At 57.7% G+C, this 16,968-nt stretch carries 13 protein-coding genes; 6 read left to right on the top strand and 7 right to left on the bottom strand.

The features are described from left to right. The first annotated feature begins 10 nt into the window (after positions 1–10). The 3 genes from ABLQ08_RS04760 to ABLQ08_RS04750 all read left to right on the top strand — a co-directional run bounded on the left by ABLQ08_RS04760 (position 11) and on the right by ABLQ08_RS04750 (position 5,997). Positions 11–985, top strand: a complete 975-nt coding sequence (locus tag ABLQ08_RS04760; RefSeq protein WP_352939969.1) for an Hsp33 family molecular chaperone — start codon at positions 11–13, stop codon at positions 983–985. A gap of 183 nt (positions 986–1,168) precedes the next feature. Beyond that, a complete protein-coding gene (locus ABLQ08_RS04755) occupies positions 1,169–2,584 on the top strand; it encodes an efflux RND transporter periplasmic adaptor subunit (protein WP_352939968.1) in 1,416 nt (471 codons plus the stop codon). An 11-nt stretch (positions 2,585–2,595) separates the two neighbouring features. Further along, complete coding sequence (locus ABLQ08_RS04750; RefSeq protein WP_352939967.1) at positions 2,596–5,997, top strand: efflux RND transporter permease subunit; 3,402 nt, start codon at positions 2,596–2,598, stop codon at positions 5,995–5,997. A 2-nt stretch (positions 5,998–5,999) separates the two neighbouring features. Here ABLQ08_RS04750 and ABLQ08_RS04745 read toward each other — a convergent pair whose 3' ends face one another. After that, positions 6,000–6,644 carry an alpha/beta family hydrolase gene (locus ABLQ08_RS04745; protein WP_417714889.1) on the bottom strand — a complete coding sequence of 215 codons (645 nt, stop codon included), beginning with the start codon at positions 6,642–6,644 and terminating at the stop codon, positions 6,000–6,002. A 113-nt stretch (positions 6,645–6,757) separates the two neighbouring features. Here ABLQ08_RS04745 and ABLQ08_RS04740 point away from each other — a divergent pair, with 113 nt between their 5' ends. Further along, positions 6,758–7,597, top strand: coding sequence for a sterol desaturase family protein (locus ABLQ08_RS04740; RefSeq protein WP_352939966.1), 840 nt, complete (start codon positions 6,758–6,760; stop codon positions 7,595–7,597). 6 nt (positions 7,598–7,603) lie between these two features. Here ABLQ08_RS04740 and ABLQ08_RS04735 read toward each other — a convergent pair whose 3' ends face one another. The 5 genes from ABLQ08_RS04735 to ABLQ08_RS04715 all read right to left on the bottom strand — a co-directional run bounded on the left by ABLQ08_RS04735 (position 7,604) and on the right by ABLQ08_RS04715 (position 13,030). Then, on the bottom strand, positions 7,604–8,464 hold the full coding sequence (locus ABLQ08_RS04735; RefSeq protein ID WP_352939965.1) for a transporter substrate-binding domain-containing protein: 861 nt from the start codon (positions 8,462–8,464) through the stop codon (positions 7,604–7,606). 154 nt (positions 8,465–8,618) lie between these two features. Beyond that, positions 8,619–10,085, bottom strand: a complete 1,467-nt coding sequence (locus ABLQ08_RS04730) for a M81 family metallopeptidase (RefSeq protein WP_352939964.1) — start codon at positions 10,083–10,085, stop codon at positions 8,619–8,621. Positions 10,086–10,169: 84 nt separating this feature from the next. Continuing rightward, positions 10,170–11,210 (bottom strand): DctP family TRAP transporter solute-binding subunit, encoded by a 1,041-nt coding sequence (locus ABLQ08_RS04725; protein ID WP_352939963.1) that lies wholly within the window; start codon positions 11,208–11,210, stop codon positions 10,170–10,172. A gap of 30 nt (positions 11,211–11,240) precedes the next feature. Further along, positions 11,241–12,524: a TRAP transporter large permease gene (locus ABLQ08_RS04720; RefSeq protein WP_352939962.1), complete on the bottom strand. Its 1,284-nt coding sequence runs from the start codon at positions 12,522–12,524 to the stop codon at positions 11,241–11,243. Beyond that, the gene (locus ABLQ08_RS04715; RefSeq protein ID WP_352939961.1) at positions 12,524–13,030 is read right to left on the bottom strand and encodes a TRAP transporter small permease; all 507 of its coding nucleotides are present in this window, start codon (positions 13,028–13,030) and stop codon (positions 12,524–12,526) included. The genes ABLQ08_RS04720 and ABLQ08_RS04715 overlap by 1 nt, the downstream gene beginning before the upstream one ends. Before the next feature lie 184 nt (positions 13,031–13,214). On the opposite strand from ABLQ08_RS04715, the gene ABLQ08_RS04710 reads away from it, so the two are divergent. Together ABLQ08_RS04710 and ABLQ08_RS04705 are read left to right on the top strand one after the other, a co-directional pair. After that, positions 13,215–14,141 carry a MurR/RpiR family transcriptional regulator gene (locus tag ABLQ08_RS04710; protein WP_352939960.1) on the top strand — a complete coding sequence of 309 codons (927 nt, stop codon included), beginning with the start codon at positions 13,215–13,217 and terminating at the stop codon, positions 14,139–14,141. Between the two features lie 127 nt (positions 14,142–14,268). Beyond that, the gene (locus tag ABLQ08_RS04705; RefSeq protein WP_352939959.1) at positions 14,269–16,524 is read left to right on the top strand and encodes a heavy metal translocating P-type ATPase; all 2,256 of its coding nucleotides are present in this window, start codon (positions 14,269–14,271) and stop codon (positions 16,522–16,524) included. A gap of 170 nt (positions 16,525–16,694) precedes the next feature. Here the strand turns inward: ABLQ08_RS04705 and ABLQ08_RS04700 are convergent, their stop codons facing one another. Next, entirely contained in the window at positions 16,695–16,895 is a 201-nt protein-coding gene (locus ABLQ08_RS04700; protein ID WP_352939958.1) for a hypothetical protein, read from the bottom strand. Positions 16,896–16,968 lie beyond the last annotated feature (73 nt).

Raw genomic sequence — 16,968 nt, 5'->3', positions numbered from 1 at the left:
CAAAGCCAACGTGGCACTAAATCTTGATGAACTGGGCATTACGCCCGCAGGGCTGGACGCTGTCCGGCCCTTTGCCGTGGAAGGGCTCGATGTACGCGGCCGGGCTGTCGCGCTGGGTCCCGTCCTCGAGCAGATTCTCGACCGGCACGCATACCCGGAGCCTGTCTCGCGTCTGTTGGCGGAGGCGATTGTTCTGACCAGCCTTCTGGGAACGTCGCTGAAGTTTGACGGTCGGTTCACGCTACAGACGCAGACCCAGGGACCGGTGTCCATGCTCGTTGTGGATTTCGCCTCACCCGACGCCGTGCGTGCCTGTGCAAGCTACGATGAGGACCGGGTTCAGGCACTGATTGAAGCCGGAAAGGCAACGCCCGAAGCCCTGCTGGGACAGGGTCATCTGGCGATGACGATCGACCAGGGCAAACACATGCAGCGCTATCAGGGACTGGTGGAGCTGGACGGCGTGTCGCTGGAAGAGGTCGCTCGTAGATATTTCGAGCGATCCGAGCAGCTTCCGACCGAGGTTCGGCTTGCGGTCGGCGAGCTCTATACCCGCCAGGAGGGAGAAGCGCATACCAAGACCTGGACCGCGGGCGGGATCATGGTTCAGTTCCTGCCCGAGTCTCCCGAACGCATGCGCCAGGCCGACATAGATCCGGGAGATGCGCCTGAGGGCACTCAACGGCACGAAGTTGAAGAGGACGACGCCTGGGTAGAAGCCAAGGCGCTGGTGGAAACGGTCAAGGATGTTGAACTGACGGATCCGGAAGTCAGCGTTGAAATGTTGCTTTTCCGCCTGTTCCACGAGCGTGGTGTCCGCCTGTACGAACCACAGCCTTTGTCTGATCAATGCCGGTGCTCGCGCGAGAAGATCGAGGGAGTGTTGTCGGGTTTCAGCGCCGAGGAAGTGGAGCAGATGACAGTGAACGGCAAGATTGTCGTCACTTGCGAATTCTGCAGCACCAAATACGAGTTCGATTCCTGATTTCAGGCCAGTCTGAAGGGCCGGTTTAGGCCCTTCAGAAATATTTTGTTACACTTTTCAGCGTGCCTTTTGCGTGCCCGATGCCTATCTCGGACGTTGACTTGGCAGGATGAGGGCGTGTCTGCTCTTCCTTGTTGCCAGTTACCCGGGAAACAGACAAGATTGGCGCTTGGTGAGCTGAATATGTTGCAGTCTCTACAATCAGAAACCGGATCGAAGCAGATCTCCGAAGTTCTCCCCCCTGAAGAAGGAGGACAGCAGAACGGTTTCCGGAAGACGAAGCTGGTTTTGAAAGCGCTTTTGCAGACGCTTCTTGCCTTCGCTGTTCTTGTTGCCGCGGTGATGGGCATGAATGCTTTGATCGCCACAAAGCCGGAAGTGCCCAAACAGGCAGTACAGGAACAAAGTTACGCCGTTGAGACGGTGACCGTATCGCAAGGCGACTTTGCCCCCGAGATTGATGTATTCGGAGAAACCACCGCAGGCCGGGAGGTTGAATTACGGGCCCTGGTTGCCGGGGAGGTTGTTGAAGTCCACCCCAATCTGAAGGCCGGTGGCAAGGTGCTGCAGGGTGAAGTGCTCGTTGCAATCGATCGCTTTGACTACGAAGGCGCTGTGACCGAGGCTGAGGCCAATCTTGCCGAGGCACAGGCTGCACTTGTTGAAAGCGAGGGCAGGGTTGAGCTGGAAAAAGCGAATGTCATCCGGGTCAGGGAACAGCTGGAATTTGCCCAACGCGATCTCGTGCGCGCAGAGGATCTCCTGGGCAAAGGGGCGGTGACGGAAAGAACGCTGGACGACCGCAAGCTGCTCGTCTCGCAGCGTCAGCAGTCACTTGAACAGACTCAAAACACTCTTGCCCTGGAAGAAGCCAAGGTCGTGCAGCAGAATGCGGCAATCAAGCGCCTTGAGTGGCGATTGGAAAATGCACAGCGTCAACTGGAAAACACAATTCTGCGGGCACCGTTTGACGCTATCGTCCGCACTGAATCGGCAGAACTGGGTCGTCTTGTCAGTGTCAATGACGCTGTGGTTTCTCTCTACAGCAGCGATGAGTTCGAAGTTCGTTTCACGCTTTCCGACAACCAGTATGGGCGGTTGCTGGCCGAGAGCGGCACCGTGGTCGGACGGCCTGTCGAAGTTATCTGGTTTCTCGGTAATTCTCCGGTTTCCTACCCGGCGACAGTCAGCCGGATCGGAGCAGACGTGGCCAGTACGCGCGGCGGTGTCGATCTGATCGCTGCCATCGATACGTCCGACGCCCAGGTTCCATTGCGGCCGGGTGCCTTTGTCGAAATATCCATCCCCGATCAAACCTATCGGGGCAGTTTCCGGATACCGGAAACCGCCTATTACGGCGAGCGGACGGTGTACGTCGTCAGTGACAGCCGGCTGGAGCCGCGTGAAGTCACTTCACTGGCGATCGACGATGGCTACATTCTGGTGGATGGGGACCTGGAAACCGGCGAAACGCTGCTGGTTACCCGTATTCCGGAGGCCGGAGAAGGACTTCTTGTCCGGGACGTCAATTTGGCGAATCCCGAGGAACGTGATGGTGAGCGGCGGGACGTTGCCGGCACCGATAACGCAAACCAGTAACGGAGAGCGTTATGGCAACGTTAGGAAGATCCCGCAGTCTGCTGGAGGTTATCGTCCGGCATCACAACGCAGCCAATCTGATCATGGCCGTCATGGTGCTGTTTGGTGCATATGGGCTGGCCAAACTCAACACGCAGTTCTTTCCGACCGTCAAAATTGACATCATTTCCGTTGTGATCGATTGGCCGGGCGCAAGCGCGGAAGATGTCAAGTCCAACATTCTGGAGGTGATCGAGCCGGAGCTACGCTTCATCGATGGTCTGGACGAAATCACTTCCTACGGGCGCGAGGGAAGCGCGTCGGTTCACATGGAATTCAAGGAAGGCACCAACATGCAGGTGGCGCTTTCCGATGTGGAACAGGCAATTTCCAACGTCACGACGCTGCCTGTCGATTCCGAAACTCCCGTTATTTCTGCTCCTGCCTTTACCGATGGCGTCGCGACGATTGCCTTGCGGGGACCATTCTCCGAGCAGGCACTCAAGGTCTTCGCCAGGAACATACGCGACGACCTGCTCGCGCGCGGCATCGATAAGGTTGATCTCTACGGTTACAGGTCGCCGGAATATCTCGTTGAAATTCCGGAGCGCGAACTGCGCCGTCTCGATTTGACGATTTCTGATGTCGCCAGCCAGATTGCTGGTAACACCATCGATCTTCCGGCTGGCAACCTCGACGGCGCGGTCGAGCGTCAGATCAGGGCGCTTTCAGAACAACGCTCACCGGAATCCGTCGGCCGGGTCGAGGTCAAGTCGTTTGCCTCGGGTGAAAAGACGGTCGTCGATGACATCGGCACCGTCGTCCGCGATTTCAATTCGGGCGATAGCCAGGGCTTCTCAAAGGGAACGCGTGCGATTGAGCTTCAGATTTTGCGGACGGAGAAAACCGATACCCTCAAGGCTGCGAAGGTTGTCGATGACTATCTTGCCGAGATAACCCCACAGCTGCCGAAGACGCTGGAGCTGCTGAAATACGATGTTCGCGCAGATGCCGTGAAAGGACGCATCAATCTTCTGGTCAAAAACGGCTTGTCCGGTCTGGTGCTGGTTGTTGCTATTCTCTTTGTCTTTTTGAACGCGAGAATTGCGCTCTGGGTGGCCGCCGGAATTCCTGTCGCGATGATGGCGACACTCGGCATCATGTGGCTCATGGGCGAGAGCATCAACATGATCTCGATGTTCGCACTCATCATGATGCTTGGCGTGATCGTGGACGATGCCATTGTCGTTGGCGAACACACGGCAACGCGGCAAAGCATGGGTGACGGTCCGGACGAAGCGGCGATCAACGGCGCCAACACGATGCTGGCGCCGATCTTTGCCGCAAGTCTGACGACGATTGCGGCCTTTCTGCCGATCCTGCTCGTGAGCGATGTGCTGGGACAGATCATGGGCACGTTGCCGGTCGTCGTGGTTGCCGTTGTCATCGCATCGCTGATCGAATGTTTCCTGGTTCTGCCAGGGCACCTGTCGCATGCGCTTGGCAGCCGGCCCGGCTGGAGCTGGTGGCGCGTCGTTGTTCTGGCCGGAGCACCTGCATTCTTCCTGAGCGGCCTGGTTTCTCAGCCGGACATGGCAGTTCCTCCATATCTCGACTTTATCGACGATCCGCTTCGTAGCCTTCGGGACACGACGGGCCCCTTTGTTTTCCAGATGGTCGTCATCTTCGCCTGTTTCTGCATGGCCCTTATCGTTGAGAGTCTGCTGCGGGTGTTGCGTCAGGCCAAGAGGCGCACTCATACGGAGGACCGGCCGAGCTGGTTCCGCCGGGGATTTGATGCCGGTTTCAATTGGATGCGCGATTATCCGTTCAGGGCCCTTGTTTCGGTTGCCGTCCACTGGCGGTACGTGACACTTGCAATCGCGATTGCTGCGATGGTCCTTGCCGTCGGACTTGTTCGTGGTGGCCGGGTTGGCTTTACCTTTTTCCCGTCTCCGGAAGCGGAAAACCTGACAGCGTCAATTTTCTTCCATGCCGGAATACCGGAAGACGAGGCAATTGACGGTATCATGCGGATAGAGAACGCCCTGAGGCAGGCCGAGGAAAGCCTGACGGAAGGTACGGACCAGAAACTGGTTGTCGCGACCTACGCAACTCTCGGTGAATCTGGCAGGAATCGCGGTGACAATGTCGCCAACATCACAGTACAGCTCACCCTGTCCGAGGACCGCACCATCCGGACACCCGAAATCGTCCGGGCCTGGCGAAATGCGCTACCGGCAATTCCCGGCATTTCCCGCATCGCGGTTGCCGAGCGCAGAGGTGGTCCTCCGGGGCGCGATCTCGATATCCGGCTGACCGGTGCCTCGCTGAATGAGTTGAAAGCGGCTGCGGATGAGTTGCAGCAGGAACTGTCCGGTTTTCCTGGTACCAGCGGTGTTGAGGATGATCTGCCATACGGAAAACCGGAACTGCTTGTCGAACTGACGCCGCGCGGACGGGCGCTTGGGTTCACCGTTGAAAGTGCTGCCCGCCAGATCCGAAATGCCTTTGAAGGCAATATCGCGCGTCGGTTCGCCGAAGGTGATGAGGAGGTCGCCGTTCGGGTGCAGCAGATCTTCGACAAGGACGGCACGGCTGCTCTCAGGCAGTTGTCGCTGCGCACACCGGCGGGCGAATTCGTGCCGCTGACGGAGGTGGTGAACCTCAAGGACGCGCAGGGTTTTTCCGTGATCCTGAGACGCGATGGCAAGACGGTGGTGACCGTGGTTGCCGATGTTGACAGCACGGTGACGTCCAACAACGAGATCATCGCGGAGCTCAACAAGGAATTCCTGCCGTCGCTCGCGCAGAAATACGGGCTGGACTATTCCTTCGCCGGCCGGGCTGAAGAGCAGTCAACCGCGTTCTCGGACCTGTTGACCGGAGTGATGATGGCCGTTGCCGGGATTTACATCATCCTGGCTGCCATCTTTGCCAGCTATTCGCGTCCGATCATCGTGATGTCGATCATCCCGTTCGGTATCGTGGGGGCGATCGCCGGTCATTATCTGATGGGCTTCAACCTGACCATATTGAGCCTGATCGGCCTATTAGGCCTCTCCGGAATTCTGGTCAACAACTCGATCATCCTCGTCGCCCGACTGGAAGAGCGCAGGGCATTGGGCGAGGATCTGGACTCAGCTGCAATCGGTTCCAGTTGCGATCGCCTTCGGGCAGTCTTGCTGACGTCGATGACGACTATCGGAGGTCTGATGCCGCTGATGTTCGAGACTAGTTTGCAGGCGCAGTTTCTGCTGCCGATGGCCATCACCATCGTGTTCGGCCTCGCAACTGCAACTGCACTTGTGTTGATCCTTGTTCCTGCGCTGGTCATGATCGGCAACGATATTGCCGGCCTCGTTCTGGTGCGCAGGAAAAAAGAAACCGGGATGCAACCTGAGCCCGGACGTGGCATCACTCCGGCCGAATAGGACTAAAGCGAATTCACAAAGACCGCAGTCAGCCTGGCCGCTTCCTGAATGTTGCCGTCAAGGGTGGCGGGTGACTTGCCGCGAGGTCCGAAATCGTGGTTGCCGTCCTCCAGATAGGCCAGCGAGACATGGCCGGGGAGTGTGATCTCGTCCAGTTCCGCTTTGGAGCCGAAAGGGTCCCGGTCACCCTGCAGGATCTGGATAGGCCGTCTGGCTTCCTCAAGAGGTGCCAGACGCCACTCCGCATCCGGCTTGCCGGTCGGATGAAAGGGGTAACCGTAGCAGCAGATGCCACCGACACGCCCGGGCAGGGACCCGCCACCACCAAGCATGGCAGCAACCCGTCCTCCCATGGATTTGCCACCCAGGAGGATCGGTCCTTCGGTTTCGCTCAACAGCGTCTGAAGCGCTGTCTGGAACTCGCCAATCAACTTGTCGGCGCGAGGAGGTGGCTTCTTGGGGCCGCCTGTCCTGCGCCCGGCCATATAGGCGAATTCAAAGCGCGCTACGGCGATCCCTTCAGCTGCAAGAGCGTCGGCCATTTTGTTCATGAATGCCGAGTCCATCGGGGCACCGGCCCCATGGGCCATCAACAGGGTTGCCGAGGTTTCGGAATCGGGTCTGGTCCACAAAAAGGTGCTCATCATGATGTGATCTGTCGCAGCGGAAAATGAGGTAAACAGGAGTATGATTGTCAATGCCCTACAGAGCCCCGTCGGCCTTGGCAAGCAGCTTCGATACGGAATGAACGCGAGAGTGCATGTTTGAACAGTTAGACATCAACCAGGTCCGCATGGCATGTTTCGCCGGCATCTTTCTGATCATGGCGCTTTTGGAAGTTAGGCTGCCGAGACGCGATCTCAAGACGGGTCGACTGAAACGCTGGCCGACCAACTGGGGTTTCATTTTGCTGGATGCCTTGCTGGTTCGACTGATTTTTCCGATCGGAGGCGTTGGTCTCGCGTTGTTTGCACAAGAGCGCGGCTGGGGCTTGTTCGGAGCGCTTGGGTGGTCCGGATGGATTGCAGGCCTGATCACCTTCCTGATGCTCGATCTGGCAGTCTGGTTTCAACACCTTGTGTCGCACAAGGTGCCGGTTTTCTGGCGCATCCATCGGGTTCACCATGCAGATAGCGAAATGGATGCCACCACGGCACTGAGGTTTCATCCGATCGAAATCCTGCTTTCCTTTGTCTGGAAGGGCCTGGTGATCGTTCTCCTTGGCGGACCGATGGAAGCCGTGCTGATCTTTGAAATCGTGCTGAACGCTTCCGCAGTGTTCGGTCACGCCAATGTGCGTATTCCCTCCAAACTCGATTGGTTGCTCAGGCTGCTGATTGTGACGCCCGATATGCACCGGATTCACCACTCGATCGTGCGCCGGGAAACCGATTCCAACTATGGATTCTATCTGTCTGTCTGGGACCGGCTGTTTGGCACCTATGTCGAGGCGCCCGAACAGGGACATGAAAACATGGAAATCGGACTGGGACCGTCTCTGACGCCGAAATCGCATTCCTTTCCCTTCAGTCTCGCGATTCCGTTTATGAACAACAAGGAGAGGAAAGCCGGACGCGACAGCAAGTGGCACGCCGGCTGATGGGCGTCAATAAAAGCTGAGCGGGAAATATCTCAGATAGAGCTCCTGGTAGATGCCTTTCTGGTAGAGCTGACGGAGCGCGTAATTGAGGGCGGCCGCTCGCTCCGGGTCATTCGAACGGGTGGCGATCGCCATGCCCTGATCGAAATAGCCGGCTTCCAGCCACGGCCCTCCCGCGAAAGCGCAGCAGTTGGCGGCAGCCTCACTCGGCAACCAGAAGGACAGGCTCAAGCCGTCTCCAAAATGGGTATCCACGGTGCCGCCCTTGACGGCTTCGCGTGCCTCCGCGGCTGTTTCGAATGCCTCAACATTCGCCTCGGGCCAGAAACGGTTTGCAAAGGCCTCAAACCGCGACCCGGTTTCAACTGCAATTGTCTTGCCATCCAGGTCCTGTTCATCGAATGCTTCGAGATCTGCCTCACGAACGACGAACCTTGCCGGCAGTTTCAGATAATCTTCTGTAAAATTCAGACGGCGCGTGTTCGGCAGTCCTCTCGAAAGACCTGAAATGACCGCATCGCCTTCATCTTCCTCCAGAGCAGGAAGGAGAACATCGAAATCCTTGATCCGAAGCGCACACGAGCTGCCCAGCTCCTGGCATAGAGCCCGGGCAAGGTCGACATTGAACCCCGTCAGACGTCCCTGAGGGTCGCGGAAAACAAAGGGCGGATAACTGTCGGTTGCCAGAAACTGGATCTTGTCGGGTATCGAAGTCGGCCGGTCGTGAACGGCTTTCGGGTCCCAGAAATTGGGTACGTGCACGCCAGGCTGTTGAGCTGCCGCAGGCAAATGCAAAGTTAGAGTTGCCACGAAGGCGCAGAGCAGGAGGCGGATTAATCCGCTTGTGAGTTTTCGGCCTGTTGTCACGCAGTGTTCCTGAGGTGGCGGCGACGTCCTGTCATGTCGGACGCAGCCAAATCAATTGCGGTGACAGATTATCGTGTTCCGGGGCTGCTTGTCAGCCCGGAATGCTGGAGCTATGCCATCTTGGCATTGGGCAGTGCTGTCTAGGGAGCGTAGGTTACGCGGCTTCGCTTCCGTGAGGCTGGTCAACGATGGGCCAGATCGGGCGTTCAAGTCTTGTATACCCGTTTCGGCGCGGGTCATTCGGATAGGGACCTTCGACTGCGCAGTAGAGGATTTCTGCTGCAACAGGTTCAAACGCGCCGTGAAAGTGGTTCGTGGATTTCACCGCCAGGATCTTCTTCGTGGCAATGTCGATATCCAGATTGGTGAACAGATCCGGTGAAAATGTTTGCGCCCTGTTGGAGTTCAGGACTACGTCGATGCTTTCGATCCGGATGACGGCGCAGTCGCCGAGCGGCACAATGGATGCGCCGAAACTTTGGGTCGCATTCCTTTGCGTCTTGAGAACAAGGACTTCGCCATCGACAGGATCACCTGCGACAGCAGAGGTTTTTCCACCAAACCGAAGTTTCAGGTGCGCTCCCTCGCCGGCGGCATGACAAAGACGCACTGCCATCGGGTCCCAGATAGTGCCGAATGCGATGTCACTCAATCCCAGCGAAAGGGCTCTTCTTAAGAGAATTGTTGAATCCCCGGCGACGCCGCCTCCCGGATTGTCCCAAACATCAGCAATCACGACGGGGCCCTTCGGATGGCTGACCGCTTTGGCCAGAGCGGCACCTGGCGTCAGGAAGTCCGGACGTGTCGTGCCGCGGAACGAAAACAGCTCCAGTCCCAGGGTCTTTGCCAACTGGTCTCCCGCAGGTTTTGCATCATCGGTTATCACGATGATCTTGGCACCGAGGTCGGGCGAGTCTCCCGCCATGAAGCCGTGGATTGCGGAAACGGACAGAGCTGCACCGGTGCGCTCAAGGTCTTTCATCCTGTCGACAAAACCCCGCATTGGCGGTCGGCTCGTCGGCAGAACTTCTATCATTCTCACATCAAAAACCGAGAGTTTCGGTGTGATCTCTCCCCGAGCGGCACGCAAGGTGAGATCAACGCAAGCTTCGCCGGTTTCAGCAAAGTCTGTATGAGGAAATTCCTTGAACACCGTGATGACATCGGCGTTCTGAACGCGTTTTTCACTCAGGTGGCTGTGCGGGTCGAAAGACACGCCGACCTTCACGTCCGGGCCGGCAAGCTGTCGCACGGCTTCGAGCAGGTCCCCCTCACAGTCGACGCAAGCGTCGGCGATCATCGCCCCGTGTAGTCCGAGGATCACCGCATCGACCGGAAGTGCTGCCTGAAGCTGTTGAAGAACCTCGTCGCGCAGGTGGTGCCATGTTGATTTGTTGACCAGCCCACCGGGCTCCGCCCAGGTGGCGGTTCCTTCGATCAGGGTGATCTGACCATCAGAAGCCCGCTTGCGCAGAGCCGGAAAAACGCCGGTGCACAGTGTCGGAGTGTCCGGGTGCTTGCCGGGCGCTGCGTAGAAGCTTTCCTTGAAGTCGGTCAGATCGGTTCGAAGCGGAGAGAATGTGTTCGTCTCGGTTGCGATGGATGCACAGAAAACGCGCATTGATGGGTCCTGTTTTGGAAATGAGGCGCAGTTCTTGAGCGTTGGTCAGGTGACCGGCGGGTCTTTGCCCGCCGGTCGTTTGCGTCAATCCAGATAAGTTTCGGCGTTTGCCTTGGCGACTTCAGCCTTGAACAATGTCAGCAGTTCGACTGCTTTCTCATCGAGGTTTTCGTTCACATGGCTTTCAAATGCCGGCTGCGTGGCCGCTGCCATAGCTTCTCGCTGGGTATCGTCCAGGGCGGTGACTTCCATTGCGTCCATGAGGCCGGCAAGTCCGCGTTCGGAGGACTCGATAATCCGGGAAAGGCCGCGGCTTGCCGTCACGCAGTTTTCAGCTGCTGCGTGCAAGGTTGCCCGCTCGTCGTCGCTCAAACCTTCGTAGAAGGCGCGGTTGATCATGAATGTGTAGGGCGAGAACAGGTGGTTCGTGAGGGTCAGGTATTTCTGAACTTCAGAGAAGTTGGCGAAGGAGATGATCGGAACCGGGTTCATCTGCCCGTCAATGACGCCGGTCTGCAGACCCGAATAAACTTCTCCCCACGAAAGTGGGTAGGCTTCCGCTCCGAGCGCCTGGATGATCTTCTGGTGCGAGGGCAGGGTCATCGTGCGAATGCGGATACCGGCAAAGTCTTCCAGGCTGGCAATCGGCTTTTGCGAGTTCGTAACTGCAAAGAAGCCGCCAGTATCCGGGAAACCGAGAACGACCACATCCCCCAGCGACGCTTCGATATCGGCCGCAAGTGCCTTGCCGAAATCGCCATCGAACACTTTGTAGGTTGCCTCGTTACCGGCAAAGGCGAACGGCAGGTTCAAGACGTCAACGCGTGGATAGTAGCTTGCAAGAGCGCCGGTTGAAGTCAGGGTTGCCTGGATCAAGCCGTCGCGCACCTGCTGAACGTGCTCCGCCGCAGAGCCCAGCTGATTCGAACCGAACACTTCCACCTTGACGCTGCCATTGGTGCCGGATTCGACAAGGTTGGAAAACACCGCGGTACAGGCATGTGCCGGGTTCTCGAACGGATCGGTCTTGTTGTCGTGGCCGAACTTGATGACGCCACCAGCGGCGAGGGCGGTGCTAGCGGTCATTGCTGCGGCAAGTGCCAGTCCGGTTGTCAGAAGTTTCATTTGCTAAGTCCTCTCTGGTTTTATCTGAGGTCAGTTGGCAAATCCCAGGACGCGCGGCAGCAGAAGTGCCGCATCCTCCCAGAACGCGAAAATGAAAAGGATGGCGATCTCGGCCAGCAGGAACGGCATAAGCTTTATCGAGATGCGCTCCAGCTTCTCGCCCGTGACAGAAGAGAGCACGAACAGGCAGGCTCCGACGGGTGGTGTCATCAGCGAGATATTCAGGGCCAGAACAAAGATGATGCCGGCGTGAATGGGTTCCAGGCCGACCTGTTCGGTCAAGGGAACCAGAACGGGCGCGAGGATGATCAGGATCGCGGTGATGTCCATCACCATGCCCACCAGCAGAAGCAGTCCGATGATGATGGCGATGACGGCGTAACGGTTGTCGCTCAAGCTCAGGACGCTTTCGGCAATCAGCTGCGGAATGCGTTCGAAGCTCATCCACCAACCCAGAATTCCAGCAAAGGCAATGATGACGAAGATCACGCCGGTGATCCGGGCGGTGCGTACGAGCATCCGGTAGAAGGCTTTGAACTTGAGCGTCCGATAGACAAAGACGCCGATGAAGACCGCATAGGCGACGGCGATGGATGCTGCTTCCGTAGGAGTGACGACCCCGCCCAGAATGCCGCCGAGGATGATGATGGGCATGGCAAGCGCGGTCAGTGAGCTGACAAAGGTGGACCAGACTTCGCCGAGCGTGGCACCACGAAGTGCTTTTGGCAGATTTTGACGGTTTCCGCCAATGACAATCACTGCCATGCAGACCAGACAGATCACCAACCCGGGAAGAATGCCTGCCGCGAAGAGCCCGGCGATGGAAACGCCCATCAGCGAGCCATAGACCACCATGAGACCGGAAGGCGGGATGGTCGGGCCGATAATGGATCCTGCCGCGGTCACTGCGCAGGCATAGTCGCGCTTGTAGCCTTCCTTGACCATGGCGGGCACGAGCGTGCGACCGAATGCGGCGGCATCTGCCGTTGCCGATCCCGTCAGGCCGGCGAAGAAGACCGAGGCCAGCATGTTGGTATGCGCCAGTCCTCCGCGAAAACGGCCAACCAGAACCTGCGCCAATTTCACCAGCCGGTTGGTAATGCCGATCCCGTTCATGATTTCACCGGCAAGGATGAAGAACGGCATGGCCAGAAACGGGAATATATTAAGCCCGTTGAAGATCTTGCTGGGACCGATGGACAGGAACTGGGTCCCGCCCATGTCGATCAGCCCGACGACACCTGCTGCCCCGATGGCGAAGCCGATCGGCATGCCGAGCAGAATGAGAAGCACAAAAGCCAGACCTGCCCACATTATCGAGCGCCCTCCTCGGCAGGGTTTTCCAGATGGGTTCCAAGGTCGCGAATGAGCACCAGAACGAGTTGCACAGAAGCGAGTGCGGCCGAGACGGGAATGGCGGCATAGAACGGTTCCAGGCTCAGTCCGAAAATCATTGCCTGGCGGCTTGCGCCGCTGGCCGAGAAGCCAAGCCCGTATCCCAGGACGTAAAGAAAGAGGGCCAGGGCCAGCACATCCATCACGATGAGCACCACGCGCTGGAAGGGCAGTGGCCACAGGTTGAGGAATGCGGTGAGGCCGATGTGTTCCCGGCGTGCGATGCCGCAGGATATTGCCAGCATGGCAGCCCAGATCATCAGGTAACGGGCCATCACTTCAGGCCAGGGCAACTGCCAGTGAAAGTAGTACCTGTCGATTACGCCGAGCCAGACATCAAGTACCAGAAGAAGCATCAATAAGGCGACGACTGCTTCGGTAACCGTGTTAAGTCGCGCGCTAGCCATGCGTGCCCACGCTTGCATTCCATCCTCCCCAAGAATGTAATTTAAGTACACTATGAGTGCGAAAAAACATGAAATCAAGGAAAATTTCTAACTGAAGTACAATTTTTAGCGTGTAAATGAGGTGAAAAATGTAACTTAAGTCTGGATCTTAGGTGATTTTGTACTTAAATTACAAAATGACTCAAGTGGTCAGGAGCAGCAAATGAGCGAAGACAATCGCGATGAAATTGAACTCCCCAGCCGGGGGCAGGCCGCGGTGGCGGATCTGATTTCCGCTCTGGACCGGGTTGATGGTCAGCTTGCGGCGCGCGAGCAGAGGGTCGCCGATTACGTGAAGGCCAATATCGATAGCATCAGCACAATGACAATCGCGGAGCTGGCCGGGGCGGCGGATGTGTCGACGCCAACTGTCATCCGGTTTTGCCGGTCCCTCGGCTGTGATGGTTTCAAGGAGTTCAAGCTGCGGCTCGCCCAGAATCTTGCGGTCAGTCTGCAATACATTCAGGCCGATGTCAGCGAAGAACCCGCCACGGTGGAAACCGCTCTCGATCATGTCTTGGGCGCGATTTACGCGACGGCCAATGTCATGCGGAAGCAATTGGACCCTAAACGGCTGGAAGAGGCGAAAGAGGCGATCATCGGCAGCCGGCAGTTGCTGGTCGCCGGGATTGGCGGTGGGTCGTCTATGCTTGCCCAGGAGGCTGCAAATCGGTTCTTCCGGCTGGGCATTGCCTCGACTGCGGTCAATGACAGCTACATCATTCAGATGCGGTCGGCGACGCTGGGGCCGCAGGACACGCTCTTGCTGTTCTCCTCCAGCGGAGAAACCGACGCCATTGTCGGCGCGGCAAAGGTTGCCTTGGCCTATGGTGCAAAGACGATCGGTATCTCAAAGCCATATACGCGTCTTGCGAAAACCGTATCCATTCCCATCGAGGTCGATCTTCCGGAGGACCCGGATATTTTTAAGCCCACCGCTTCGCGCCATGCCTATCTGGCCATCCTGGATGCGTTGGCCATGTCCGTTGCCTATGAAACGAAAGACGCGACAACTGAAAATCTGCGCCGTATCCGCTCATCTCTGACTGCCTATCACGGGCGGACCGGCCCGCAGCCGCTGGGCGACTAAACGCAGCTGGTCTTGGCATGCAGGGGGCTTACCTGTCGATTGATGAAAAATTTTCTGAATTTCCGCTTGAAGCTATAGTGACTAGAGGTCCTATGTAAGGGCTGACTCATGAAACTGGAGCCAGCCAATGTTGCAGGATGTTCAGGTCAAGACCTGTTCCTCTGAAGGAAAAAACAGCAAAAAAAGCAGTTGTTGCGGGTCCAATGCGGCCGTTTCCAATCCGGCACCCGAGGTGGGCGTCGGTCGCAGTTTTCGCGTCAACGGGCTGGATTGCGCTGAAGAGGTGGCAATTCTGAACAAGGTGCTCGGGCCGAAACTTGGAGGCGAAGAACATCTTGCTTTTGACGTTCTCAATGCCCGCATGACCATTTTGGACACCGCACCTCCCTTGTCCGACGAGGCAATCATCAAGGCGGTTGCCGGAACGGGGATGTCGGCGAAGACATGGGACGCTGACAGCGCTGTTGCGGATCATGCTGCGCACCTGGCACGGCAAAAGCGTTTCACCACGCTTTCCGCGGGTTTCTGGGCAATCGGGTTTGGCTATCATATCGTGGAAACCGGATTGTCCGGAGCGGTCGGTCTCTTTTCAGGCCATGGCGACAGTGCCATGCCGCCGATCGAGATTGGCAGTTTTCTGCTCGCAGTCGTATTCGGAGCCTGGCTTGTGGCTCCGAAAGCCTGGTCGGCTGCGCGTCGCCTTGCACCGGACATGAACCTTCTGATGATGGTCGCTGTCATGGGCGCATTGGCATTGGGAGAGTATTTCGAAGCCGCAACGGTCGCATTCTTCTTTGCTCTGTCACTGACGCTGGAAAGCTGGAGCGTGGGACGCGCGCGAAATGCGGTTGCCGCCCTGCTTGATCTGGCACCGCCGACTGCCCGGGTCATATCTGCAAATGGTTCGGAGAAGGACGTACCGGCCGCAGAGGTCGCCATCGGCGACAGGTTCGTCATCCGCGGCGGTGACCGTATTCCGCTTGACGGTGAGGTGGTCTCGGGTTTCGGGGCGGTCGATCAGGCTCCGATTACCGGAGAAAGCGCATTGGTCGCCAAGGAAGCTGGTGATGAAGTCTTTGCCGGTACGATCAATGGAGAGGGTACACTGACGGTTCAGGCGACAAAGCTCGCCACCGACACTGTTCTTGCCAAAATCACCCGCATGGTCGGTGAAGCTCATTCACGCCGGGCCCAGGTGGAACAGTGGGTAACCGGCTTTGCGCGTGTCTATACCCCCATCATCATGGGGCTTGCCGTTGCAATCGCAGTCTTGCCGCCGCTCTTGTTCGGGTCGGCGTGGTCTGCCTGGTTCTATAATGCCCTGGTTCTGCTGGTAATTGCTTGCCCTTGCGCTCTGGTTATCTCCACGCCCGTATCGATTGTTGCCGCGCTTGCTGCTTCCGCCCGTAGCGGTGTGCTTATCAAGGGCGGTGCCTACATCGAAATCCCGAGCCGTCTCAACGCTCTTGCCATGGACAAGACGGGCACCATCACCGAAGGCGAGCCGGAAGTTGCCGGCACCTTTCCGCTGGCAACAGATGAAGCCGGGCTTCTTTCGGTTGCAGCCGCTTTGGAGTCGCGTTCGTCTCATCCACTGGCAAGAGCCATTGTCGCGCGAGCAGGGGAGGTCGCCCCCGCCGAGGAGACGAGGACCGTCCCCGGCAGGGGCGTTGAGGGAACCGTGGACGGCCATGCGGTCTGGCTGGGTTCTGTCCGCTTCGCCGCAGAGAAAGGTGTCGAGATCCCGCCAGACCTGAAGGAGCGGATTGAAGAGGCGGGCAGCACGTTGGTTGCGGTCGGCAATGATGACGGCTTGCTAGGTCTTCTGGAGCTTCGGGACCGCATCCGGCCTGATGCCAGGGAGGTCATCGCATGCCTGCACGCTGAAGGCGTTGAAAAAATTGTCATGCTGACAGGCGACAACGAGCGCACGGCACGCGCCGTTGCCAGTGAAGTCGGTATCGACGACGTGAGGGCCGAGCTGCTGCCGGCAGACAAGGTGAAGGCCATCGAGGAGCTGGCAAGAGAGCACGAGGTCGTGGCCATGGTCGGTGACGGCGTGAACGATGCCCCGGCGATGGCCCGCGCGAATTTCGCGATTGCCATGGGAGCTGTGGGGTCGGACGCCGCCATCGAGACAGCAGACATTGCCTTGATGAGCGACGACATCGGCAAGCTGCCCTGGCTGGTTGGCCATTCAAGGCACACCATGAACATCATCCGGCAGAACATCACCGTGGCACTGGTCACCAAAGCCTTGTTTGTCGGGCTGACTGCACTCGGCATGGCAACGATGTGGGGCGCCATTGCAGCCGATGTCGGCGTTTCGCTCGCCGTGGTCGCCAACGCACTCCGGTTGCTGAAAGTGGAAAAACCCGCTTAGCTGGTCGTTTCTGGCAACCATAGAGGACCGGGCGTGAACTTGCGCGGTCCCGATTTCTCTCGCGATGGCGAGAGATGCCATCGCCAAGACCCGCAATTCCAGCAAGCATGCGAGACTGCGTTCTGCTTCCATTCATTCCCTTGTAGGAAAGAAGTCGGGAAAATCACCATTCACCCGGTGTCTTCCTTGGCAAGGTCTTCCAAACTCATCCTGTCGACCATTTTCACAAGCCAGAACAACGTCTTCTTCTGCGAATCGTTCAGTTGTTCCAGATCGGAAATCTGCAGCACGGTTTCACGGTGGTTGTTCCAGGCCAGGAAGAAATCAACAACGTCACTGACGTCCTCAACAGCAGTATTTCTTTCAGACAAAGCGGTGCTCACGACTTGTTTACCGATGAGCTGAGTTTAGGAGAAGTCAGCGTCCTTTGAGCGTGAAAAAAGC

The organism is Roseibium sp. SCP14, from assembly GCF_040329475.1.
In the GTDB taxonomy this organism is placed as follows: Bacteria; Pseudomonadota; Alphaproteobacteria; order Rhizobiales; family Stappiaceae; genus Roseibium.
Note: the sequence above shows the minus strand (reverse complement) of the source record. Positions and strands in the feature narration are given on the sequence as shown.